General features: G+C 59.8%; 23 protein-coding genes and 1 pseudogene. 14 read left to right on the forward strand and 10 right to left on the reverse strand.

The genetic code is table 11. From position 1 onward, the window contains the following. The first annotated feature begins 73 nt into the window (after positions 1-73). The gene (locus tag NWV16_RS17260) at positions 74-607 is read left to right on the forward strand and encodes a YajG family lipoprotein (protein WP_260523549.1); all 534 of its coding nucleotides are present in this window, start codon (positions 74-76) and stop codon (positions 605-607) included. 50 nt (positions 608-657) lie between these two features. On the opposite strand, the gene NWV16_RS17265 is transcribed toward NWV16_RS17260, so the two are convergent. Then, the gene (locus NWV16_RS17265; protein WP_260520040.1) at positions 658-1272 is read right to left on the reverse strand and encodes a hypothetical protein; all 615 of its coding nucleotides are present in this window, start codon (positions 1270-1272) and stop codon (positions 658-660) included. Between the two features lie 120 nt (positions 1273-1392). Then, positions 1393-1851, reverse strand: a complete 459-nt coding sequence (locus NWV16_RS17270) for a GNAT family N-acetyltransferase (RefSeq protein ID WP_260520041.1) — start codon at positions 1849-1851, stop codon at positions 1393-1395. A 126-nt stretch (positions 1852-1977) separates the two neighbouring features. On the opposite strand from NWV16_RS17270, the gene NWV16_RS17275 reads away from it, so the two are divergent. Further along, a complete protein-coding gene (locus NWV16_RS17275) occupies positions 1978-2619 on the forward strand; it encodes a TetR/AcrR family transcriptional regulator (protein ID WP_260520042.1) in 642 nt (213 codons plus the stop codon). 4 nt (positions 2620-2623) lie between these two features. Here NWV16_RS17275 and NWV16_RS17280 read toward each other — a convergent pair whose 3' ends face one another. The 3 genes from NWV16_RS17280 to ggt all read right to left on the reverse strand — a co-directional run bounded on the left by NWV16_RS17280 (position 2624) and on the right by ggt (position 5825). Next, positions 2624-3301, reverse strand: a complete 678-nt coding sequence (locus NWV16_RS17280; protein ID WP_260520043.1) for a lysozyme inhibitor LprI family protein — start codon at positions 3299-3301, stop codon at positions 2624-2626. A 196-nt stretch (positions 3302-3497) separates the two neighbouring features. Further along, positions 3498-4031, reverse strand: coding sequence for a cysteine hydrolase family protein (locus NWV16_RS17285; RefSeq protein WP_260520044.1), 534 nt, complete (start codon positions 4029-4031; stop codon positions 3498-3500). 66 nt (positions 4032-4097) lie between these two features. Beyond that, complete coding sequence (gene ggt / locus NWV16_RS17290; RefSeq protein WP_260520045.1) at positions 4098-5825, reverse strand: gamma-glutamyltransferase; 1728 nt, start codon at positions 5823-5825, stop codon at positions 4098-4100. A gap of 135 nt (positions 5826-5960) precedes the next feature. Between ggt and NWV16_RS17295 the strand changes: the two genes are divergently transcribed. Then, entirely contained in the window at positions 5961-6476 is a 516-nt protein-coding gene (locus NWV16_RS17295; protein WP_260520046.1) for a methylated-DNA--[protein]-cysteine S-methyltransferase, read from the forward strand. Here NWV16_RS17295 and NWV16_RS17300 read toward each other — a convergent pair. Continuing rightward, entirely contained in the window at positions 6473-7063 is a 591-nt protein-coding gene (locus NWV16_RS17300; protein WP_065258373.1) for an NUDIX domain-containing protein, read from the reverse strand. The two genes, NWV16_RS17295 and NWV16_RS17300, sit on opposite strands and share 4 nt — an antisense overlap. 206 nt (positions 7064-7269) lie before the next feature. Between NWV16_RS17300 and NWV16_RS17305 the strand changes: the two genes are divergently transcribed. Beyond that, positions 7270-12057, forward strand: coding sequence for an RHS repeat protein (locus NWV16_RS17305; protein WP_260520047.1), 4788 nt, complete (start codon positions 7270-7272; stop codon positions 12055-12057). Further along, positions 12050-12430: a hypothetical protein gene (locus NWV16_RS17310; protein ID WP_260520048.1), complete on the forward strand. Its 381-nt coding sequence runs from the start codon at positions 12050-12052 to the stop codon at positions 12428-12430. The genes NWV16_RS17305 and NWV16_RS17310 overlap by 8 nt, the downstream gene beginning before the upstream one ends. 156 nt (positions 12431-12586) lie before the next feature. Here the strand turns inward: NWV16_RS17310 and NWV16_RS17315 are convergent. From NWV16_RS17315 to NWV16_RS17325, 3 genes and pseudogenes are all read right to left on the reverse strand, one after another. Then, positions 12587-13588, reverse strand: a pseudogene (locus tag NWV16_RS17315) (chitinase); the annotation flags it as partial. Between the two features lie 39 nt (positions 13589-13627). After that, positions 13628-14263 (reverse strand): lytic polysaccharide monooxygenase auxiliary activity family 9 protein, encoded by a 636-nt coding sequence (locus NWV16_RS17320; RefSeq protein WP_065259148.1) that lies wholly within the window; start codon positions 14261-14263, stop codon positions 13628-13630. Positions 14264-14486: 223 nt separating this feature from the next. Further along, positions 14487-14924: a hemerythrin domain-containing protein gene (locus tag NWV16_RS17325; RefSeq protein ID WP_260520049.1), complete on the reverse strand. Its 438-nt coding sequence runs from the start codon at positions 14922-14924 to the stop codon at positions 14487-14489. 149 nt (positions 14925-15073) lie between these two features. Between NWV16_RS17325 and NWV16_RS17330 the strand changes: the two genes are divergently transcribed. Continuing rightward, a complete protein-coding gene (locus tag NWV16_RS17330) occupies positions 15074-15499 on the forward strand; it encodes an N-acetyltransferase (protein ID WP_260520050.1) in 426 nt (141 codons plus the stop codon). A gap of 21 nt (positions 15500-15520) precedes the next feature. Here the strand turns inward: NWV16_RS17330 and NWV16_RS17335 are convergent, their stop codons facing one another. Then, on the reverse strand, positions 15521-15871 hold the full coding sequence (locus NWV16_RS17335) for a hypothetical protein (RefSeq protein WP_260520051.1): 351 nt from the start codon (positions 15869-15871) through the stop codon (positions 15521-15523). Between the two features lie 135 nt (positions 15872-16006). Here NWV16_RS17335 and NWV16_RS17340 point away from each other — a divergent pair, with 135 nt between their 5' ends. From NWV16_RS17340 to NWV16_RS17375, 8 genes are all read left to right on the forward strand, one after another. Then, positions 16007-16336 (forward strand): DUF6388 family protein, encoded by a 330-nt coding sequence (locus NWV16_RS17340; protein ID WP_260520052.1) that lies wholly within the window; start codon positions 16007-16009, stop codon positions 16334-16336. A 25-nt stretch (positions 16337-16361) separates the two neighbouring features. After that, positions 16362-17066: a YoaK family protein gene (locus tag NWV16_RS17345; protein WP_260520053.1), complete on the forward strand. Its 705-nt coding sequence runs from the start codon at positions 16362-16364 to the stop codon at positions 17064-17066. A 77-nt stretch (positions 17067-17143) separates the two neighbouring features. After that, on the forward strand, positions 17144-17536 hold the full coding sequence (gene tusD, locus NWV16_RS17350; RefSeq protein WP_065259167.1) for a sulfurtransferase complex subunit TusD: 393 nt from the start codon (positions 17144-17146) through the stop codon (positions 17534-17536). A 1-nt stretch (position 17537) separates the two neighbouring features. Continuing rightward, complete coding sequence (gene tusC / locus NWV16_RS17355; RefSeq protein ID WP_065259154.1) at positions 17538-17894, forward strand: sulfurtransferase complex subunit TusC; 357 nt, start codon at positions 17538-17540, stop codon at positions 17892-17894. Further along, positions 17894-18187: a sulfurtransferase complex subunit TusB gene (tusB, locus tag NWV16_RS17360; protein WP_260520054.1), complete on the forward strand. Its 294-nt coding sequence runs from the start codon at positions 17894-17896 to the stop codon at positions 18185-18187. Before tusC ends, tusB begins: the two co-directional genes overlap by 1 nt. Further along, positions 18184-18519: a TusE/DsrC/DsvC family sulfur relay protein gene (locus NWV16_RS17365; RefSeq protein ID WP_260520055.1), complete on the forward strand. Its 336-nt coding sequence runs from the start codon at positions 18184-18186 to the stop codon at positions 18517-18519. The genes tusB and NWV16_RS17365 overlap by 4 nt, the downstream gene beginning before the upstream one ends. Continuing rightward, on the forward strand, positions 18516-19517 hold the full coding sequence (locus NWV16_RS17370) for a glycosyl transferase family protein (RefSeq protein ID WP_260520056.1): 1002 nt from the start codon (positions 18516-18518) through the stop codon (positions 19515-19517). The genes NWV16_RS17365 and NWV16_RS17370 overlap by 4 nt, the downstream gene beginning before the upstream one ends. 91 nt (positions 19518-19608) lie before the next feature. After that, on the forward strand, positions 19609-20610 hold the full coding sequence (locus NWV16_RS17375) for a glutathione S-transferase family protein (protein WP_260520057.1): 1002 nt from the start codon (positions 19609-19611) through the stop codon (positions 20608-20610). Positions 20611-20671: the final 61 nt, after the last annotated feature.

Here is a 20671-nt window from a genome sequence, read left to right on the forward strand (position 1 = left end):
CAGTTGCCCAATGATGGCACTCTGCCCATAATTCGCCCCCCTCTTCAACGCGCAAGGAACTGCCGTGAAAAAAATGCTGCTGGTCCCGATGTTTGCACTGCTGCTGCAAGGCTGTGGCATGACCATGACCCGCTACGAGCCAAGCTTTGATAACGTCCAGAAGCTGAAGCAAACACCACCGCTGCACGCGATCAGCAATCCACAGGTCACCGCAGAGTCAGGCGAAGGCTCACTGATGGTTCGCGCCAACCCGATCAAGTCGCCGACAGGCAGTATCCCGGCGCATATCCAGGATGCAATTACCGAGGAACTGCGCAAGGCCGGTCTTCTTGATCCAAACGCAACGCGTCATCTGCAGGTGCTGGTGGTGAAAAACCAGTTGAATGCCGGAATGGGCACAGGTGATGGCAAGATCGCCGCGCGCTTCACGATACTCGATGGCAAAAACGTGGTGTACGACGCAACCAAGGAAGTCAGCCATCAATGGAGCAGCAGCTTCTTTGGCTTCATTGCGATTCCCAACGCTACCAACGCCTATAACCCGATGCTCAAGGACTTGCTGAAGGATCTCTACAGCGATCCTCAGTTCATCCAGGCCCTGAAGTAAGGGCGAAAAAAAAGAGCCGCGATTGCGGCTCTTTTCTTATTCAAGCGGGTTCAGAGCATCGAATATTTCGGGCTGTTGCTCTCGACCCATTGTTTGAGCAGCGCATTGACCTGGCGACTAAACGTGTCATTGACCGCGTCTTTGGGCGTATTGGCCATCAACGGAATAAACCAGATACCAATCCAGGTGCCTACTGCGTCATGGTTGCTGGCAGTGGTCAGCGCCTGACCATTCAAGTCCAGGGTTTCCAGGCTCAGAGTGTATTGGTCGGTACCATAGGCCGGGATGACCATCATGCTGAAACCGCTGATGAAGGCCAACACCATCGAGCCTGCGTTAGGCGGATGGTTGTACATCTTCAGACGCAGGCTGTAATCGCCGGGCTGCTTTTCGAACTGATCGAGGGTCACACGACCAAACAGGCCGGAATCCTTCAGGATCTTTTGCAACTGTGGCTTGAGGTTGTCGCGTGCTTGTGGAATCTCGACGGCGGAAGCACTTTTCGGCTCGCCCTGGTAAAAGTCGAAGTCGACGTAGACGTTCGGCTTGTTGACGTAGCTGGCCATCGACGGCAGCGTAACCGGCGCGACTTCGTCCTTGGTGAAGCTGGCACAACCGCCCAGCGTGAGCACCAGACCCAGCGCAAGGATTTTCCCGAATTGCATTATGTCGTCCCTAAAGTGATATCAAAGAGCCTCCATTGAGGAGTGCCGGCGCGGATTCTAGTGATCGCGCCTGATCGGGGAAAGACCTGATTCGGGAAAAACCGAAAAAAGTACGTCTTTTCAGTCCTTCCGCAGATCCAGGTTGTAGGTGTAATAGCCTGTGTCCCGCACCCAGCCAAGTGATTCGTACAAACCTTGAGCGGTGAAATTGTCGGTCGCGGTTTCCAGCACCAGCCCTTTGGCGCCGGTTTCCACGGCGAAGTCGCGCGCGGTGTTCATCAGTAATCGTCCGACGCCACGGCCTCGGGCGGCGGGCGTGGTGAACAGGTCGCTGAGCAGCCAGGTGCGGTGGGCGTCTATCGATGAAAACGTCGGATACAGCTGCACGAATCCCAGCGCTTCGTCGCTTTCGTCCTTGACCAGAAAAATCGCCGACTCGTTGCCCGCCATGCGCTCGGCAATGAACGCTCGCGATTGGGCCAGGTTCGACGGCTGACCATAGAAGACGCGATAGCCATCGAACAGCTTCGCCACTGCATCCAGATGTTGCGCACTGGCGCGAATTGCCTGAAGACTCATGTTTCCTTCCCCTGCCCCCATCAAATGATTGCACCAGCATAGCGCTGTCCATCGAGCGTGCTGGCTTAATCGCTATATAGTTTTGTATATTGCGAACCCGAAACCGTCAGACTTTCAACGCCTTCCATGAGCAGCATCCGCGAACGCAACCAGCAACTGATCCTCACGGCCGCCAGCGAAGCGTTCGCCGCCAGTGGCTTCGACGCGACCCAGACCCGCGACATCGCCGCCCGCGCAGGCGTTCCCAAAGCCAATCTTTATTACTACTTCCAGAGCAAGGAAAACCTCTACGGCAAAGTGTTGCTCGGTTTTGTCGAACCGCTGCTGGAAGCTTCCGCCGTGTTGCGCGAAAGCGACGACCCGCTGACCGGCCTGCGGGCCTATGTCGCCGCCCGCATCCGCATCGCCCGCGAACATCCGGCGATTGCCAAGGTGTTCAGTGGCGAATTATTGCTGGGTGGTCGCCAGTTACCCGACGAATGCCGCGACCTGCTGCACGCCGAAGCCCGGCGCAATGTCGAATGCCTGCGCAGCTGGATCGAGCGCGGTTTGCTGGCCCCGGTGGATCCCGAACATTTGATGCTGTTTATCTGGTCGGCGACGCGCACCTACACCAATATCGGCTGGCAGATGGGGCGCATCACCGGGCGTGAAGTGCCGCAGGATGAGGATTACGAAAGCGCGGCGGATACCATTACGCGGCTGGTGCTGAGCGGTGTGGTATCCGAGCCGGTGAGTGATGTTCGCAGGTTGATGTTTGCGACTTGAAGCATCAGGGCACAGCGTCTTGGGGTAGCGTTGAATCCCCGCCAATCGAGATCGGTTGCTCGGTTGCCAGATACCGACCACCGTAGTAAACACCCACTCCACCACCACATGCCCCCGCACCGCCGTCCGATTCAATATCCAGCAAACCGTTGAACGCCCTGAACTTCAGGGTGCAGTTCCCTCCGTCGAAATGCGCCACGTCACCGTCGAGCGTGGCGACACCGTCCATGTCTCCAGAGTTGCCACCATTCGCCGCAGAAATATCAAAGGCAATATGAGTGGGGTCCAGACGCTTGGTCGTGACTTCTGCCGACGATGAAACACTCCACGGAATCATCTTCCAGGTGGCGTTCCAACTGAACGGTCTGGCCACATATTCGAGTGCTTTCAGGCGCATCAGATATTCACGACGCAGGCAGGAGCCACTGGCGGCGCATCGATTGCGTTGTTTCAACCACAAACGCTGATCCGCCTTGAGCGCTTTCGGATCCGCAACCTTCGTCAGCGTTGTCGTCCAGAGCTTCCCGAGTTTCTCATCAAGACTCGAGGTATACGGATCCGCACAAACGGCTTTTTCAACCGGGCTGGAAGCGCCGGCGCAGTCAAAACTGGCAGCGTGAGAGTCAGCAGTAAAAACGAGGGACGTCAGCAGCAAGGCGTGACGGAGATTGAAAGCGAGCATCGACAGATTCCATTCTTGAGGCGGCAGCAGTATGCCGGGCCCGGGCTGTCGATGCTCCGGATTTTTCACTGGTTGTGAACAGGCAACTGTAATCCCCTGTGGGAGCGAGCCTGCTCGCGAAAAGGGCGTATCAGCCAACGTATTTTCAGCTGGCACACCGCATTCGCGAGCTGGCTCGCTCCTACAGGGACGGTGATCAGAATGCTATCTCGGCCGCTGGCTTCACATCGATCCGCGCCACCGAACCGGTCAGGTGCGCCCAGTCCTTGTTGTGTTCGGCGATGATGTCTTCGGCGCTCATGTTGCCGTTGTCGACGGTGGAATGCGCGTCGGCCGCCAGCTCCACGTCGTAGCCCAACTGGTGGGCCTGGCGCACGGTGGCGTTGACGCAGTAATCGGTTTGCAGGCCGCAGATCACCAGGCGATCGAAGTCTTCCCGGGGGATCAGTTTCTGCAGGTTGGTCTGGTAGAACGAGTCGTTGGCGGTCTTGTCGACGCGCAGGTCACTCGGCGCGGTGTTCAGGCCATCGGCCAGTTGCCAGCCCTCGGCACCGCGGGCAAGCGGGCTGTCCTTTTCGTTATGCTGGATCAGGACGACCGTCACGCCAGCCTTGCGCGCCCGGGCACTGAGGCCGTTGATGGTGTCGATCACGCGGGAAATGTCGTGGCATTCGTATTCGCCCGTGCACAGGGCGCGCTGGACATCGATGATCAGCAATGCGGTGGTCATGGTGAGCCTTCCTTGATCGGTCCTTGAGACAGGGGCGGACGTGTGCCCGCCCCCTTTTTACCCTCCTCAGTAACCCAAAGACAACCCGGTGTTGCGCCGTGGATCATTGGCGCCGTAGAAGCGGTTCTTGCCCACCGGTTTACCGCCCAGCGATGGCGCGCCGACCAGAATCGCGGCGATGTGGTTGGGATCCTGCGGCCCCGTAAACTTGTGGCCCCAGCTCTCGAGAATCTTCTTCGTGTCGGGGCTGGCGGCGAAGTCTTCGAGATTGGTCTGCTCGGGCATCCACTGCTGGTGGAAACGCGGCGCATCGACCGCTTCCTGCAGGCCCATGCCGTAGTCGATGACGTTGAGCATGGTCAACAGCGTCGCGGTGATGATGCGGCTGCCGCCCGGCGTTCCGACCACCATCACCACCTTACCGTCTTTGGTGACGATGGTCGGGCTCATCGACGACAGCGGCGCTTTGCCGGGAGCGATGGCGTTGGCTTCCCCCTGCACCAGGCCGTACATGTTCGGCACGCCGACCTTGGAGGTGAAGTCGTCCATTTCATCGTTGAGGATCACCCCGGTCTTGCTCGCCATCACGCCCGCGCCGAACCAGTCGTTGAGGGTGTAAGTGACGGACACCGCGTTGCCCCACTTGTCGACGATCGAATAGTGCGTGGTGTTGCTACCTTCGTGAGGCGCAGCGCCAGGTTTCAACTCAGCCGAGACACCCGCCTTCTGTGGCTGGATCGCGTTGCGCAGCTTGGTCGCGTAGTTCTTGTCCAGCAGGTGCTCGATCGGATTCTTCACGAAATCCGGGTCGCCCAGATAACTGTTTCGATCCACGTAGGCGTGGCGCATCGCTTCGATCTGATAGTGCATGCCCTGGGCCGAATGGAAGCCCAGATCCTTCATCGGATAGCCTTCGAGGATGTTCATGATCTGGCAGATCACCACCCCGCCGGAACTGGGTGGCGGCGCCGACACCACGTGGTAACCGCGATAGTCGCACTCCACCGGGGCCAGTTCGCGAGTCTTGTATTTGTCGAGATCGGCCTGGGTGATGATGCCCTTGTTGGCCTGGCTGGACGTGACGATGGCATCGGCCACCCAGCCTTTATAGAAGCCGTCGGCGCCTTTTTCGGAAATGGTGCGCAAAGTCTTGCCCAGGTCTTTCTGCACCAGCTTCTGCCCGACCTGCATCGGCTCGCCGTTGTGAAGGAAGATCGAGCCGGAATCTTTCATGTCCTTCTTGAACACGTCGGTGGCGTAGTCCAGCAGATCGACGTCGCCCTGCTCCAGTTCGAAACCTTCTTCCGCCAGCTTGATCGCCGGGGCGATCATGTCCTTGCGCGGTTTGGTGCCGTACTTGCTCAGCGCCAGCTCCATGCCCGACACGGTGCCCGGAACGCCGACTGCAAGGTGACCACGGGTGCTCAGGTCAGGAATGACGTTGCCATCCTTGTCGAGGTACATGTTGGCCGTCGCGGCCAGCGGGGCTTTTTCCCGGAAGTCGAGGAAGGTCTTGCGTCCGTCCGCCAGTTGAATGGTCATGAAACCACCACCACCGAGGTTGCCCGCCGCCGGATAAACCACCGCCAGCGCATAACCCACGGCGACCGCCGCATCCACCGCGTTGCCGCCACTTTTCAAGACGTCGACACCCACATGGGTAGCCAGATGCTGGGCGGTGACCACCATGCCGTTTTCGGCGGCGACCGGAGCAACCGAAGCCGCATGGGCCATGAGGCAACTGAGCGTCAATGAGGTCGCGATCAGCGATTTGGCAAAAGGTTCGTACTTCATGAGTCGGTCTCTTCTTTTTATAAGTAGGGAAAGCGCTTCAAGAGCATCAGCCAGTATGGTCGCGATTGCGGTTTGCGCCTCCCCGATCCGGCAGTATGCTGGGCCCTGTTGCCGACCTGACCCGGAGTTTTTCCCATGGCTTACACGTTCATCACCGTGCCCTCGCCCGTCGGCGAGTTGAAGCTGGTCGCGAACGGTTCACGACTGGCCGCCATCCTCTGGGAAAACGACAAACCGAACCGGGTGCGCCTCGGGCCGATGAACGAAGCCCCTGACCATCCGGTATTGATGAAAACCGCGCGACAGCTGGAAGAATATTTTGCTGGAACGCGAAGTGCGTTCGATCTGGAGCTGGACTTTGCCGGCACCGAGTTCCAGAAAAAGGTCTGGGCCGCGTTGCTGACCATTCCGTTCGGCGAGACCCGGACCTACAGCCAGATTGCCCGACAGATCGGCCACCCAAGCGCAGTGCGTGCCGTCGGCGCGGCGAACGGGAAAAACCCGATTTCAATCATCGCGCCCTGCCACCGGGTGATCGGAGTCTCGGGGAAACTGACCGGATTTGCCGGAGGCCTGGAAGCCAAGGAGCGCCTGCTGACTCTGGAAGGAGGCCAGCGGTCAGACATCGGCAAAACCGGTGAGCTTTTTTAAGCGTCGAAGAAATTGTTCATGGCGGCATACTGCAGCAGCATGATGGTCTTGGCATCGCAGATCTCGCCACGATGGAATGCCGCCAACGCTTCGTCAAAACGCCACTCCAGCACGTCCAGCTCTTCGGTTTCCTCTTCCAGGCCACCTCCGGCGCTGACCTTGGATGCCGCGTCGTATTCGGCAACGAAAAAATGCAGCTTCTCGGTCACCGAACCCGGGCTCATGTAAGCCTCGAACACCTTCTTCACGTCGTGCACGCGATAACCGGTTTCTTCCTCGGCCTCGTCGCGGATACGCTGCTCCGGTGCTGCACCTTCCAGCAAACCGGCGGCGACCTCGATCAGCAGACCGTCATGACCGTTGACGAATACCGGCAACCGGAACTGGCGAGTCAGCACCACCGTGCGTTTCTCACGGTTGAACAACAGGATCGCCGCACCGTTGCCGCGGTCATACACTTCACGGGTCTGACGTTGCCATTCACCGTTGTTGCGCAGGTAATCAAAGGTGATTTTCTTCAGCAGGTACCAGTCGTGGGACAACACCTGAGTGTCGACGATGTTGACCCGCTCGGCTGTGTTGGACATGACGCTCGATCCTTTTTTGTCATCGATATCGGTGGTGACATGGTAGGCGAAAGGTTTGCCCGACGAACAGCACCTGGCTGATACCTGAACATTGCCGAACGCATTTGACGAAAAGCCCTACAGACATCACCTACTCGCCTGACTTCTTTCCCGTTTGATCCCCCGCACAGTTGCTCGCCTCTTCATTGACGCGCGAGTGATTGCCAATGCTTCCATCCGACCGGCTCCTGACCCTGAACAACAGCATCGGATTGCTGGTGGTCGCTGCGATGAATCCCGACCGACCCGACGTCGAAACCCTGTTTCGGGAATTCCGCCTCTGCCTCAACGACTATGACCGCTGGGCCGAGCAGTTCTGGACGGGAACCGCGCTGGATGTCGAGCAGGTGTTCAAGGTCGGCAACGATGTCCAGCTCAGTTCGCCGGTTGGCAGTCGAAAACCCGTCAGCCGTTCCGTCGTCATGTGCCCCGCTGCCGGGCCCCTCACGCTGGTGCACATGTTCGAAGCCGCGCGATTCGTGCCGATCGGCGATACCCCCGTCACCCTGGAACCGGTCATTTCTGACGCTGGCGGTGTGCTGGAATTCGGTGAACCGCAGCATTACACCATCGGCCCCAGCGGCATTCTCGAGGTCAGCGATTGCGACCGGGGCCAGCGTTATCGCATCACCTTCTTTCCCGATGTTTCCGCTTCACATGTCCGGACGCTGTACGCCTCCTATCAGGGGCTCATTGACGGTCTCGAAGGCTGGCTGCGCGAAGAATGGAACGGCTTTGAGCCGCAATGGACCGAGTTTTCCCGCGCCGGTTTTCTGAAGCGTTACGGTCAGTTGCAGCAGGTCGACTGGCGCGGTTTCGAAACGGCGCTCAATGGCGTCTGGGACGACGTGAAACAGCTGTTCGCCCTGCTCGCCGACTTGCAGGCCAATAGCGAAAAGCTTCTGCAATACCTGTCCGCCGCCGAACTGGAGGCCTTGCTCGGGGCGTCCGCCGAGGCCATCGCCAATGGCCTGCTGATGCTCAGCGACGAGCCGTTGCTGTTCATCCATCTGGCGGCGTTCACCAGTTGGCTGAAGATGCTGCCGCCGCAGTACCTGGCCGAGGTGGTGGCTGAAGTCCGGGCGGAGTTGCTGGTCAGTTTCCTGCTGATGTGCGTATCGGCCGGCATGGGCGTGCCGCTGCGCTTGAGCGCCAAGGTGCTCGGCAAGGTCAAGTCGCCGCGTGCCCGGGTATGGCTGGCGGCGTCGGCGTTGCGGTTGGCGGAACTGACTTCGGCGTCCGACCTGACCCGACATGCAAGCGCATTGAAACCGCTGATGGTCAATGCACGTCCGGCACCATTGCGACCGACTCCGGCAGTGCCGCTGGAGATTCGCACGGCGGATGCGCAGGTGCTGACCGTGCCCAACCCAGCGGCCATTGCGCGTCACAAGTCTCAAGGTTCGACGCGAATTGAGCGACATGAGCCTCGCGACGATGCGTCGGATCAGGCAAAAAACCCCAACGGCGACAGCGCCGATTGCGTCCCCCGCACCTGCACCAACGGCTGCCCGGTATCGATGGTCACTGGCGAAGAGCTGCTGACCCTGACCGATGGCGTGCTCGACGGGCTGCTGCCGTTCGAGTTCACCCGCCTGTACCGCACCAGCGCGGCGGAAATCGATGTCGGGCTGGGATTTGGCTGGAGTCATTCGCTGGCCCATCGGCTGGAGGTCGAGGGCGATGGTGTGGTCTGGATTGACCACGAGAACCGGCGCACACGGTTTCCGCTGCCGAGTGTCGAGCGCCCGGCGATTCACAACAGCCTGTCGCGGGCGGCGATCTTTCTCGGAGATGAGCCTGAGGAACTGATCGTTGCGCTGGCGGGGAATGCGGCGCGGTTCTATCACTTTCGGGCCGGGCGTCTGACGGCGATCAGCGATGCCTACGGCAATCGTCTGACGGTGCATCGGGATCTTTCCGACCGGATTCAGCGACTGGATAACGGCGCCGGACGTTCGCTGCTGTTGCGCTACGAGCGGGCGCACCTGGTCGCGGTCGATTATCAGGTTTTCTGTGAAGCCGCCTGGCGCACCGAGCAGACGCTGGTCAGCTACCGCTTCGATGCCCGCCACCGGCTGATCGAGGCGAGCAACGCCGCCGACGAGAGCGAGCGTTACGACTACGACGACCGGCACGTCATCCTGCAGCGGCAGTTAACGGGCGGCGCGAGTTTTTTCTGGGCGTGGGAGCGCGAGGGCAAGGCTGCGCGCTGCGTGCGGCACTGGGCGTCGTTTTCGCAGATGGACACGCGTTACGTCTGGGACGACGCCGGCAGCGTGCGGGTGCAGTACGTCGACGGCCGCGAAGAGGTTTATGTCCACGACGACACGGCGCGGCTGGTGCGGCAGGTCGCCGCCGACGGGGGTGAGCAGCGCAAGGCCTACGATGCGCAGGGTCGGTTGATCGCCGAGCAGGATGCGCTGGGGGCGGTCACCGAGTACCGCTACGACGATGCCGGACGGCTGATCGCGCTGATTCCGCCGGACGACGCGCCGACGTCCTACGAATACCGCAACGGTTTCCTGCACCGCCGCAGCCGGGGCGACGCCGAATGGACCTGTCGGCGCAATGCCCAGGGCGACATCACCGAAGCGGTCGATCCCGACGGCCATGTCACCCATTACCACTACGACCCCCAGGGGCGGCTGCTGTCGATCCGTTATCCGGACAGTGGTCGGCAGGTGTTCGTGTGGAACGACCTGGGCCAGTTGCTCGAGGAAAGCCTGCCCGACGGCGGGGTTCGGAAGTTTTCCTACGATGCGCTGGGCCGACGGATTGCAACGCAGGACGAACACGGTGCGGTCACCGGCCATGCCTGGGATGCCGTTGGCCGGCTGATCCAGACCACGCTGCCGACCGGGGCCACCCGAGCCTGGTCCTACAGCGCCTACGGCCAGATCACTGCCGAGCGCGACGAGCTGGGGCGCATCACCCGCTACGAGTATGACGACGACCTGCATTTGGTCAGCCGCCGGATCAACCCCGACGGCACGCGGTTGCAGTACCGCTACGACCATGCGCAGTTGTTGCTGACGGAGATCGAGAACGAGTCCGGCGAAAAATATCGGCTGGACTACACACCCACCGGATTGATCCGACAGGAAACCGGATTCGATGGCCGGCGCACCGCGTATGCCTACGACCGCAACGGCCACCTGCAGGAAAAGACCGAGTTTGGTGATGACGGCTCGACCTTGGTCACCGCTTATGAGCGTGACCGTGCCGGGCGTCTGCTGCGCAAGACTTTGCCCGATGGCAGCACGGTGGATTATCGCTACGACCGCCTCGGTCGGCTGACCGGCGTGGACGACGGCCAGAACCACCCGCTGGCCTTCGAATACGACCGACAGAACCGGCTGATCACCGAGCATCAAGGCTGGGGCACCCTGCGTTACACCTACGACGCCTGCGGCCAGCTCACCCGGATGCGCCTGCCGGACAACAGCAAGCTCGATTACCACTACGCCAAGGGCGGCGCGCTGACCGCGATCGACCTCAATGGCGCCTTGCTCACCCGCCACGTCTACCAGAACGGTCGCGAGCAACAACGCCAGCAGGGTCTGCTGCTCAGCGAATATGCCTACGACGAACAGGGGCGTTTGCTCTCCCACGCTGTCGGCCATCAACGCAGTGCCCTGTATCGCCGCGACTTTGCCTACAGCGCCAACGGCAACCTCGAACAGATTGCCGACACCCGCCACGGCCAGCGCAGTTACCAGTACGACGTCCTCGACCGGCTGATCCGCGTGCGCCACAGCCGCAACGACCTGCCGGAAGCCTTCGCCCACGACCCGGCGGGCAACCTGCTGCTGCAGGATCGCCCGGGCCCGAGCCACATCAAGGGCAACCGCCTGCTGATGCAGGGCGATCGCCACTATGACTACGACGCCTTCGGCAACCTGATCCGCGAACGCCGGGGCCGCGCGCAACAACTCGTCACTGCATACCGCTACGACAGTCAGCACCGCCTGATCGGCCTGACCCGCCCCGACGGCAGCACTGTGACCTACCACTACGACGCCTTCGGCCGCCGTATCCGCAAGACCGTCGACGGCCAGACCACCGAGTTCTTCTGGCAGGGCGACCACCTCGTCGCCGAAAGCAGCAAAGACCAGCACCGCAGCTTCATCTACGAACCCGGCACCTTCCGCCCATTGGCGATGCTCGACGGCCAGGGCCCGAAACGCGCCTGCCCGTTCTACTACCAGCTCGACCACCTCGGCACCCCGCAGGAACTGACCGACTACAGCGGCGAGATCGTCTGGTCGGCCAGGTACAACGCCTACGGCAAAACCACCTCGGTGGAACTGGCCGGCGACGACTACCTCGACCAGCCGCTGCGCTTTCAGGGGCAGTACTTCGATGCGGAAAGCGGGCTGCACTACAACCGCCACCGGTATTACGACCCGGACGTGGGACGGTACCTGACGCCGGATCCGGTGAAGCTGGCGGGTGGGTTGAACCAGTACCGGTACGTGCCGAATCCGACGGGGTGGGTGGATCCGTTGGGGTTGACGTCAAATTGTCCGCCGCCGAACAGGCCGGGATGTCCGGTGCCGGATGGGGTGGGTGGTTCGGCTGTTGATGAAGGTGAACTTCCCACCCCAAAGCCCAAATCTCGACCTGAAAACTTTGGCAGTGATGAGAAACTTGCCGGACATTTTGAAAAGCATGGCGCCGAATTCAAGGCGATGAATAAAGTAGAGTACTTGCTCATCGCACGAGATGTAGTGAATCAAGGCACTCGTGTGGAATACCTATACAAAGGAGAGGTTCGAGCAGGATATCTACAATTGATGGGGACCAATCGAAAAGGTGAAGCGAAATTTGCTTTTGTTGGCACCAACACAAATGATGAGATTACGACTCTTCACACCAAAAGTGGAAAAGAGTTTTGGCGGACAATAAATGGAAATACACAAGATAAAGCTGTGAGGCCTACCCATGACTGATACGCACAAAGTATTGATCGTTGAAATAGATCCAATCGTGGAAGACGCTATCTTGCTGGAGGTTGAGGGTGTTGCAGTCAGGTGCTTCGTAAGCTACAGCCCTTGGCAAATTGAGGTCGGAAGAACTTACGAAGTTGAGTTCGAAATGGTGTTGTCCGATGAAGAATGTGTTTCAGCAACCGCGTGTGAAAAAAAGCAGGTTGAGATGCTCGGCAATGGATTCTCCTGTGAGATTTATGGCTATCTGGATGGCGAATTTTTCAGATCGGTTATTGATTTTATGGATCAGGATATCCACTACGAATACCCACATTTGAATGGGAAATTCGTCAAAGTTAAAGCGGACAGGATAGATGCCTCTTTTGTTCGATAGCGTACGGCTAGGCCGATTAGGTGCCACCACAAAAAAGGGTTCAGGCTTCAACTCGAAAAAAGCCCGGCAGCGCTACCGGGCTTTTTCATTTGATTACCGCTGACGGGCCATATCGGCCATTGCGACATCTGGCACCTGCGTGACAGCCGCCACGCCGTTGATCAACGGCCCATAACGCCGACTGAACTCCCAGTTGTAAGGCACACGGTCCTTGCTGGTGCCGTTGTCCCAGTTCACCGACCAGGTCATCAAACCCTTGATCGGATGACCTTTGACCGCCAGGCGTTTCATCGCGTTGCCGACTGCATTTTTGTCGATCACGTAACCGGTGGCCGCAGCATCGTTGTTGGCAGGCAAGCCAATGACGAACTTGTCCGCGGGGATCTTCGTGAAACCGCGAGTGCCGGTTACCAGGCTTTCGGTCAGGTAATAGAGGAAGTCCTCTTTCATCGCATCATTGTTCTGTGCGATCCACGCACCGTTGCCGTTGTTGGCTTCCGGCACCCAGACACCATCACCACCCTGGTTGTAGAACTGCGGTGCGATGAAATCGTAGTAGCCTTCCAGTGCCTGCAGGTAACCGACGTATTTGCCGGAGGTGGTCAGGTATGGAAACTCCGGGGCCATGCTGATGATGAAATGTTTACCCTGGCCTGCGTAGTGATCCTTGACCAGTTTCAGGGCGGCTGGCAGGACGGTCTTGTTGGCGGCGAAATCAATCGCGCTCTGTTCAAGATCGATGTCCAGGCCGTCGAAACCATAGGTTTCCACCAGACGGATGATTTCGTTGGCCAGCGGTTGCTCCTGACCGGCACGCAACTCGATGTGCGCATCGGCGCCGCCAAGGGAAATCAATACCGCCCGCCCCTGACTGTTGAGTACGCCAACCTGACGGCGGAACTCGGCATCCGAGACGTTATAGGGCTTGAAGGTGGGAATTCCGCTTCCCTTCATGAATGCGACTGCAACCACGTTGTAGTCCTTGGGTACGTCCGCCAGCGCAATGTTGGCGAATTGACCACGTTGATAGCCGTCGCTCGGACCGGCCGGCCAGTTATGCCAGAAGCCCATGAGGATCTTCTTGCCGACGATGCTCGGCATCAGCGAGGCAGCGTCGCTCGCCTGGTTTTGCATTAGCGTGAAGTCGATGTTTGACATGTTCTAATCCTTCAGAACGTGTAAGTGGGTGGTGCGGACTTATTTGAAGTCCACATCAAAGGCCTGATAGAAGGCGTTACCGGTGTTGGCGACGATCCACATCAGGACAATGACGTGTCGCCCGTGCTTGTTGGCCGGAAGTTTGACCGCGTGATTGACCTTGGCCTTCAGCTCCGCTGAATGACTGTAGTACGGCACTTGCGGATAGAAGTCCTCGGCGAACGGTTTTGTTTCCAGTTGTGCACGGGTGATGCGCTGTTTCGGGTCCCAGCCATCCTTGGTGATCAGCCAGCGATAACCCCGGGTGGTGTGGGGCGCGGTGTATTCCCATTTCACTTCAAGGGTCTGGCCCGGGGTGACGTTGAGCAGCGGCCAGGTGAACGGGCGACCGAGTTTCTTGCTCATTTCCTCGTCGGTGAAGTTCACACAGTCACGGGCGTCATCCTTGCCGCCACTGAGAATGTGTCCATCGGCCGGCGGTACGACGCTCGGGTTATCGGATTCGAACGGTGCCGGGAACGGACCGGCCACCAGCGCCGGGAAGTTCTTGCCGCCTTCCATCTCGTTGACCTGCCAGCCACCGAGCAGTCCTTGTTCGATGGCCACCGCACCACGGCTTGCAGGGGAAATGACGCGACCGTGTCGCAGTTGGGTTTGAGCTTGTGGTTGATTCATGATTTTCACTCCATTGATTTAAGAACTCTCCTTTCCGGGGAGAGGCCTTCAAGCTAACGGAGGGGGATTTTTTGTCCATCGGCGGTTTTGTCGCAGTCCGCCGATGCAAGACCAGAAAATCACTGAAAATACTGGATATAAATACAGTACATTGCGACGACTCTCACCCGACGCAGGGCAAAAAGATTACACGGCGTTATTACAAAGGCCTGCATTTACCGACTCAGACGAGCTGCGCCTTGAACTCTTTTTCATACTGCCCGGCAAGCTGTTCTTTCTGCCTGTCGTCGAGCAGCTTGCCGGCCATCTGGAAGAACTTCTGCTCCTCTTCCTTCAAATGGTGATGGACCTTGTCCGAGAGTTTTTTCGCCATGGCCAGCCAGGCCGGACTGGACATTTCGGTCTCGTCGAGTTCCTCCATCATCTCGTCCATTTCATGGTGTTCGGCGATGGCGTGGCGACTGAGATCGACGCCGTTGTCAAACGCCATCAACGGGATATAGAAGTGACGCTCTTCGGCTGTCTCGTGCGCCTGCAGCTCGGCCTTCAGTTGCTTGTAGGCTTCGACGCGCTCCGGGGTATCGCCGCTGGTTTCGATCAACGCCCTGGCATAGCTGCGCTGGCGGTCATGGCTTTCGCGAAGGGCTTCGAAAATGTTCATGGACTCTCCTCGACAGAAGCATTCGGAATGAACGCTTTCAAGGGCTAGACCATCAAGCGCAAGCGACGGTTCCAGCGGCCCAATGCCGGTATGGCTCAATCGGCCGCGTCGCGATAGGCTGCCGGTTCACGGCCATAAGGATGTTGCACATGAGTTTACGGATCGAGCTGTCGCAAGACTCCACGGAAGAAGAACGCCTGGCCATTCTGGCGCCCCTGCATGCCTACAACGTCGCTCAGGCCGGGATAAAAGTGTCGGAACCGCTCACACTGCTGGTTCGCGATGAGCAAGGCAACATCCTTGGAGGGCTCTACGGACGGTTGGTCTGCCAGTGGTTGTTCGTCGATTTGCTTTCGGTGCCGGAGCAGGGTCGCCATCAGGGGATCGGTACGAAATTGATGCGTATGGCCGAAGACCTGGCGCGGGAGAAAGGTTGCATCGGGGCCTGGCTCGACACCTTCGATTTTCAGGCGCCGGCGTTCTACAGGAAGCTGGGGTATAGCCAGTTTGGCGAGTTGACGGATTATCCGCCGGGGCACAAACGCCTGTTTTTCCAGAAGCGTCTGGACGTCTGAGCCCCCGAGCTTGGCGAGGTATTACAGACAGGTCGCCAACGCCGCCAACCGGCGTTTGGCGACGAAGTCGTCCTTCTGCGCGTAGTAATTCAGCACCGTGCCGGACGCAGTAGTGGTCAAGTCGACAAACGATTCTGCCGAACGGGTGTAGACCGTCGAACCACCCTTCTTGCCCGGTTGCAGATACGCCGCCGCATCGACGCCGAACACCGCTTCGTCCTGCCAGGCGAACTGCACGCACTCGGCCACGACTTTCTCGGGCTTGTCCGAATTCAGGATTTTGTAGGGGGTTTGAGTGCGGGCGTTTTCCATCACCGAACCCGCGCAGCCGGCCAGCAGAGTTGCCGCCAGTGCCATCATCAGCATTCGCATTGCATTTGCTCATTCGGAAAAAAACGGACTGTATCACCGCAACGCGCAAAACCGCTCTGCTTTACTGCATTTAAAGCGCGACACACGCCGACAGCTGCGGCACATTAGGGTCATTCGCCCCCACAAGGAACCCCCATGGCGCCTAACGACCAGCGACATGAACATGCCCTGAAACTGTTTCTGGATGCGCGCCCCGAGTTGCGCGACACCCTCGATCATCTCAATCCGTTACTGGCCCAGGCCAAGGGCGAAACCCCGACGCAGTATCGCGAGGAACGCCTGCACGAAGCCTTCGAAGCCGAGGCCGAAAGCCAGGGACTGTTTGCCTGGGAACTGACCTTGCAGCTGACTTCAGCCACCCCCGAGGAATATCAGGCGCAGCGTCTGGAAGTACACCGTGAAGTAGCCGAGATGGCCGGGATGGACTGGTTGGAATATTGCGACCTTTATGGCATAGAACCCTGACCTCCAATCAAGGACATCCTCGTCAATGTTGCCGACCGCCTCGACTCACCGCGCCAGCCCCGGTCACCTGCGCACGCAGAAATGGCGTGGTCGCGTGGGGCTGGCCATGGTGGCCGCGCTTTCGGTGCTGGCGGGGATGACCGACGCCATCGGCTTCATGGCCAGTGGCGACTTCGTTTCATTCATGAGCGGGAACACCACCCGGCTGGCGGTGGCGATCAGTGATGGCGATGTGAGTCTGACGCTGCGGCTGGTGATCCTGGTCGCCACATTTGTTTTCGGCAATGCCCTGGGCGTGGTGATCGGTCGCCTCGGCGGGCGTCGCGCACTGCCGTTGCTGCTGTGCATCGCGACACTGCTCTGCGGGGCTGCCGCGTGGCCATCCGACGTGCAACTGCCAGCGCTGCTGGCGGCGATCATCGCCATGGGCATGCTCAACGCTGCAGTGGAGGAAGTGAACGGTCTGGCGGTGGGGCTGACTTATGTCACCGGTGCACTCTCGCGGTTCGGTCGCGGCCTGGGGCGCTGGATAATGGGTGAGCGGCGCAACGGCTGGCGCGTGCAACTGGTGCCGTGGAGCGGCATGTTCATCGGCGCCATCCTCGGTGCTGTGCTGGAACATCACCTGGGGCTCAAAGCGTTGTATGCCAGTGGTTTGCTGGCGGGGTTGATCGGCGTGGTTTCGCTGAAAATCCCCCGGCGCTGGCAGTTGGGTTACATGCCGCGCTGACGTCTGCAGCAACATCGACTTCGCCGCCCCGCCGAGAAAGCTTTATCATGGCCGCAGTTTTGCTGATCGAGTCCGCCATGAAGTTCGCCATTGCAGTGTTTTCCGCCGCCCATGCGCCCTCCTCGCGCCGCGCCTTGCTGTTCGCGCAGGCAGCGTTGGCCGGCGGACATGAAATTGTCCGGCTGTTTTTCTATCAGGACGGGGTCTACAACGCGTCCGACGCCGTGGTCACCCCGCAGGACGAAACGGACCTGCCCAAACAGTGGCGAACCTTTATCACCGAACAGAACCTGGATGGTGTGGTGTGCATCGCCGCCGCCCTGCGTCGCGGCGTATTGAACACCGAGGAAGCCGGGCGCTATCAGCGTGATGCCGTAGCCGTCAGCGCGCCGTGGGAGTTGTCCGGTCTCGGTCAATTGCATGACGCGGTGCAGGATGCCGATCGTCTGATCTGCTTCGGAGGCGCGTGACATGGCCAAGTCCCTTCTGATTATCAGCCGTCAATCACCGTGGTCCGGCCCCGGCGCCCGCGAAGCACTGGACATCGTGCTGGCCGGCGGCGCCTTCGATCTGCCGATCGGCCTGCTGTTTCTCGACGACGGCGTGTTGCAACTGGCCGCCGGACAGAACGCCAGGGCGCTGCAACAGAAAGACTTGAGCGCCAACCTGCAGGCGTTGCCGATGTTCGGCGTCGAAGAGCTGTTCTACTGCGTCGACAGCGCCAGTGCCCGCGGCCTCGGTGATCGCTCGCTGGACGAGGCGCAGCCCTTGGCTGCTGCACAAATCACCGCCCTTATTGACCGTTACGACCAGGTGATCACCCTCTGATGTCGACCTTGCATGTGTTGTCCCATTCCCCATTCGGCGACGAACGCCTGACCAGTTGCCTGCGTCTGCTCGGCACTGCCGACGCGCTGCTGCTGTGTGGCGACGCCGCTTATGCGTTGCAACCCGGCACCGCGCCATTCATTGCACTGGAAACGCGACGAGTGAAGCTCTTCGTCCTGGCCGAAGACGCGCAGGCCCGCGCCTTGCAGGTTCCGGACTGGGCCGAAGCCATCGATTATGCGGCCTTCGTCGAGCTGTCGATCCATCACGACAAGGTCAACACCTGGCTATGAATGCATTGGCTGTAGGCACCCGCACCATCGAACTGGACAAAGATGGCTTCCTGGTCGACCTCAACGACTGGACGCCCGAAGTCGCCAGCGCCCTCGCTGCTGCCGAAGACATCGAACTGAGCACCGAACACTGGGAAGTCCTCGAACTGCTGCGCAGCTTCTATGCCGAATTCCAGCTGTCGCCAGCCACCCGTCCACTGATCAAGTACACCGCGCTCAAACTCGGCGCCGAGAAAGGCAACAGCCTGCACCTGAACCGACTGTTCAAAGGCACCCCTGCCAAACTCGCCGCGAAACTGGCGGGCCTGCCCAAACCGACGAACTGCCTATGACCGACTATCCAGCGTTGACTCTCGAAACGCCCGCCGAACATCCGTTCGCCCAGTTCGTGCGCATCCTCGGCAAGGGCAAGCGCGGCGCCCGCGACCTGACCCGCGAGGAAGCCCGGGAAGCCATGGGCATGATCCTCGACGAAGCGGTCGAAGAAACCCAGCTCGGCGCGTTCCTGATGTTGCTGCGACACAAGGAAGAGAGTGCCGAAGAGATGGCCGGTTTCACCGAGGCTTTGCGTGAGCGTTTGAAGGCGCCGGCATTGAAGGTCGATCTGGACTGGCCGACCTACGCCGGCAAGAAACGTCATCTGCCGTGGTATCTGCTGGCGGCCAAGTGCCTGGCGCAAAACGGTGTACGTATCTTCATGCACGGCGGCGGCGCGCACACTGCCGGGCGTTTGTACTCCGAACAGTTGCTCGGCGAGCTGAACATTCCGCTGTGCCGCAACTGGCAACAGGTCGGTGCCGCTCTGGACAACGGCGGGCTGGCGTTCATGCCGCTGGTGGACTGGGCGCCGCAGCTGCAACGGATGATCGACCTGCGTAACACCCTCGGCCTGCGCTCGCCGATTCACTCGCTGGCGCGGATCCTCAATCCGCTGGGTGCGCGTTGCGGCTTGCAGAGTATTTTCCACCCCGGTTATCAAGCGGTGCACCGCGATGCCAGCGGCCTGCTCGGCGACACGGCAGTCGTGATAAAGGGGGACGGCGGCGAAATCGAGATCAACCCGGATGCCGACAGCCACTTGTACGGCACCACCGGTGGCGAGAGCTGGGACGAGGAATGGCCGCAGCTGTCGGCGCAGCGTCACGTCAAACCGGCATCGCTGGATATCGAGCATCTGAAGGCCGTCTGGCGCGGCGATGTGGTCGACAGCTACCCGCAAATGGCGCTGATTTCAACCATGGCGTTGGCGCTACGCGGCCTCGGCCAGAGCCGTGAACAGGCCTTTGAAAGCGCCGAGCAATACTGGGCTGCACGGAACAAATCGATTTAACCGATCATTAACGCCCGATCTTTGCGCTTTTTGTTCGAACTCATCGGAATAGACTGGGCTCCAACGATTATTGGTTTCTGGAGTCTTGATCATGGGTTTACTCGTCGACGGCCACTGGCAGGACAAGTGGTACGAAAGCAGCAAGGACGGCGCGTTTCAGCGCGAGCAGGCGCAGCGCCGCAACTGGGTCACTCGCAACGGCGAGCCCGGCCCGAGCGGTGAAGGAGGCTTTGCCGCCGAAGCCGGGCGTTATCACCTTTACGTCTCTCTCGCCTGTCCATGGGCCCACCGCACACTGATCCTGCGCAAACTCAAGGGCCTGGAAAGCCTGATCGACGTTTCGGTGGTCAGCTGGCTGATGCTGGAAAACGGCTGGACCTTCGACCGGAACCTCGGGTCGACCGGCGACAGACTCGATCACTTCGACTTCATGCACCAGCGCTACACCGCCGATACTGCCGACTACACCGGCCGCGTCACCGTACCGGTGCTGTGGGACAAGAAGCTCAAGCGCATCGTCAGCAACGAATCGGCGGAGATCATCCGCATGTTCAACAGCGCCTTCGATGACTTGACCGGCAACGATCTGGACTTCTATCCGGCGCCATTACGTGGCGAGATCGACGCGCTGAACGAGCGGATCTACCCTGCCGTGAACAACGGCGTGTACCGCGCCGGGTTTGCCACCTCGCAGAACGCCTACGAAGAAGCCTTCGACGATGTGTTCGCCGAACTCGATCATCTGGAGCAGGTGCTGGGCGCCAACCGTTATCTGACGGGCGAATACCTGACCGAGGCGGACGTACGCTTGTTCACTACGCTGATTCGTTTCGACGCGGTGTACCACGGGCATTTCAAATGCAATCTGCGGCGGATCAGCGACTATCCGAACCTGTCGAACTGGCTGCGTGAGATGTACCAGTGGCCTGGCATTGCCGAGACCGTTGATTTCCAGCACATCAAGCATCACTACTACGGCAGCCACAAGACCATCAACCCGACCGGGATTGTGCCGAAGGGACCGGAGCAGGATTTTACGGTCGCCCATGACCGGAACCGGTTGGGCGGGAAAGGGGTTTGGCGTCAGAGCTGAGTTGTTCAGCGTTTTTGCAGGCCTCTTCGCGAACAGGCTCGCTCCCACGTTGGATCTGTGC

Origin of the sequence: Pseudomonas sp. BW7P1, assembly GCF_024981055.1 — a bacterium.
GTDB lineage: Bacteria > Pseudomonadota > Gammaproteobacteria > Pseudomonadales > Pseudomonadaceae > Aquipseudomonas > Aquipseudomonas bananamidigenes.

Bases quoted from the DNA above. Each gene is read 5' to 3' on its own strand.
- NWV16_RS17260 (WP_260523549.1), top strand. From the start codon at position 74: ATGCTGCTGGTCCCGATGTTTGCACTGCTGCTGCAAGGCTGTGGCATG.
- NWV16_RS17265 (WP_260520040.1), bottom strand. From the start codon at position 1,272: ATGCAATTCGGGAAAATCCTTGCGCTGGGTCTGGTGCTCACGCTGGGC.
- NWV16_RS17270 (WP_260520041.1), bottom strand. From the start codon at position 1,851: ATGAGTCTTCAGGCAATTCGCGCCAGTGCGCAACATCTGGATGCAGTG.
- NWV16_RS17275 (WP_260520042.1), top strand. From the start codon at position 1,978: ATGAGCAGCATCCGCGAACGCAACCAGCAACTGATCCTCACGGCCGCC.
- NWV16_RS17280 (WP_260520043.1), bottom strand. From the start codon at position 3,301: ATGCTCGCTTTCAATCTCCGTCACGCCTTGCTGCTGACGTCCCTCGTT.
- NWV16_RS17285 (WP_260520044.1), bottom strand. From the start codon at position 4,031: ATGACCACCGCATTGCTGATCATCGATGTCCAGCGCGCCCTGTGCACG.
- ggt (WP_260520045.1), bottom strand. From the start codon at position 5,825: ATGAAGTACGAACCTTTTGCCAAATCGCTGATCGCGACCTCATTGACG.
- NWV16_RS17295 (WP_260520046.1), top strand. From the start codon at position 5,961: ATGGCTTACACGTTCATCACCGTGCCCTCGCCCGTCGGCGAGTTGAAG.
- NWV16_RS17300 (WP_065258373.1), bottom strand. From the start codon at position 7,063: ATGTCCAACACAGCCGAGCGGGTCAACATCGTCGACACTCAGGTGTTG.
- NWV16_RS17305 (WP_260520047.1), top strand. From the start codon at position 7,270: ATGCTTCCATCCGACCGGCTCCTGACCCTGAACAACAGCATCGGATTG.
- NWV16_RS17310 (WP_260520048.1), top strand. From the start codon at position 12,050: ATGACTGATACGCACAAAGTATTGATCGTTGAAATAGATCCAATCGTG.
- NWV16_RS17320 (WP_065259148.1), bottom strand. From the start codon at position 14,263: ATGAATCAACCACAAGCTCAAACCCAACTGCGACACGGTCGCGTCATT.
- NWV16_RS17325 (WP_260520049.1), bottom strand. From the start codon at position 14,924: ATGAACATTTTCGAAGCCCTTCGCGAAAGCCATGACCGCCAGCGCAGC.
- NWV16_RS17330 (WP_260520050.1), top strand. From the start codon at position 15,074: ATGAGTTTACGGATCGAGCTGTCGCAAGACTCCACGGAAGAAGAACGC.
- NWV16_RS17335 (WP_260520051.1), bottom strand. From the start codon at position 15,871: ATGCGAATGCTGATGATGGCACTGGCGGCAACTCTGCTGGCCGGCTGC.
- NWV16_RS17340 (WP_260520052.1), top strand. From the start codon at position 16,007: ATGGCGCCTAACGACCAGCGACATGAACATGCCCTGAAACTGTTTCTG.
- NWV16_RS17345 (WP_260520053.1), top strand. From the start codon at position 16,362: ATGTTGCCGACCGCCTCGACTCACCGCGCCAGCCCCGGTCACCTGCGC.
- tusD (WP_065259167.1), top strand. From the start codon at position 17,144: ATGAAGTTCGCCATTGCAGTGTTTTCCGCCGCCCATGCGCCCTCCTCG.
- tusC (WP_065259154.1), top strand. From the start codon at position 17,538: ATGGCCAAGTCCCTTCTGATTATCAGCCGTCAATCACCGTGGTCCGGC.
- tusB (WP_260520054.1), top strand. From the start codon at position 17,894: ATGTCGACCTTGCATGTGTTGTCCCATTCCCCATTCGGCGACGAACGC.
- NWV16_RS17365 (WP_260520055.1), top strand. From the start codon at position 18,184: ATGAATGCATTGGCTGTAGGCACCCGCACCATCGAACTGGACAAAGAT.
- NWV16_RS17370 (WP_260520056.1), top strand. From the start codon at position 18,516: ATGACCGACTATCCAGCGTTGACTCTCGAAACGCCCGCCGAACATCCG.
- NWV16_RS17375 (WP_260520057.1), top strand. From the start codon at position 19,609: ATGGGTTTACTCGTCGACGGCCACTGGCAGGACAAGTGGTACGAAAGC.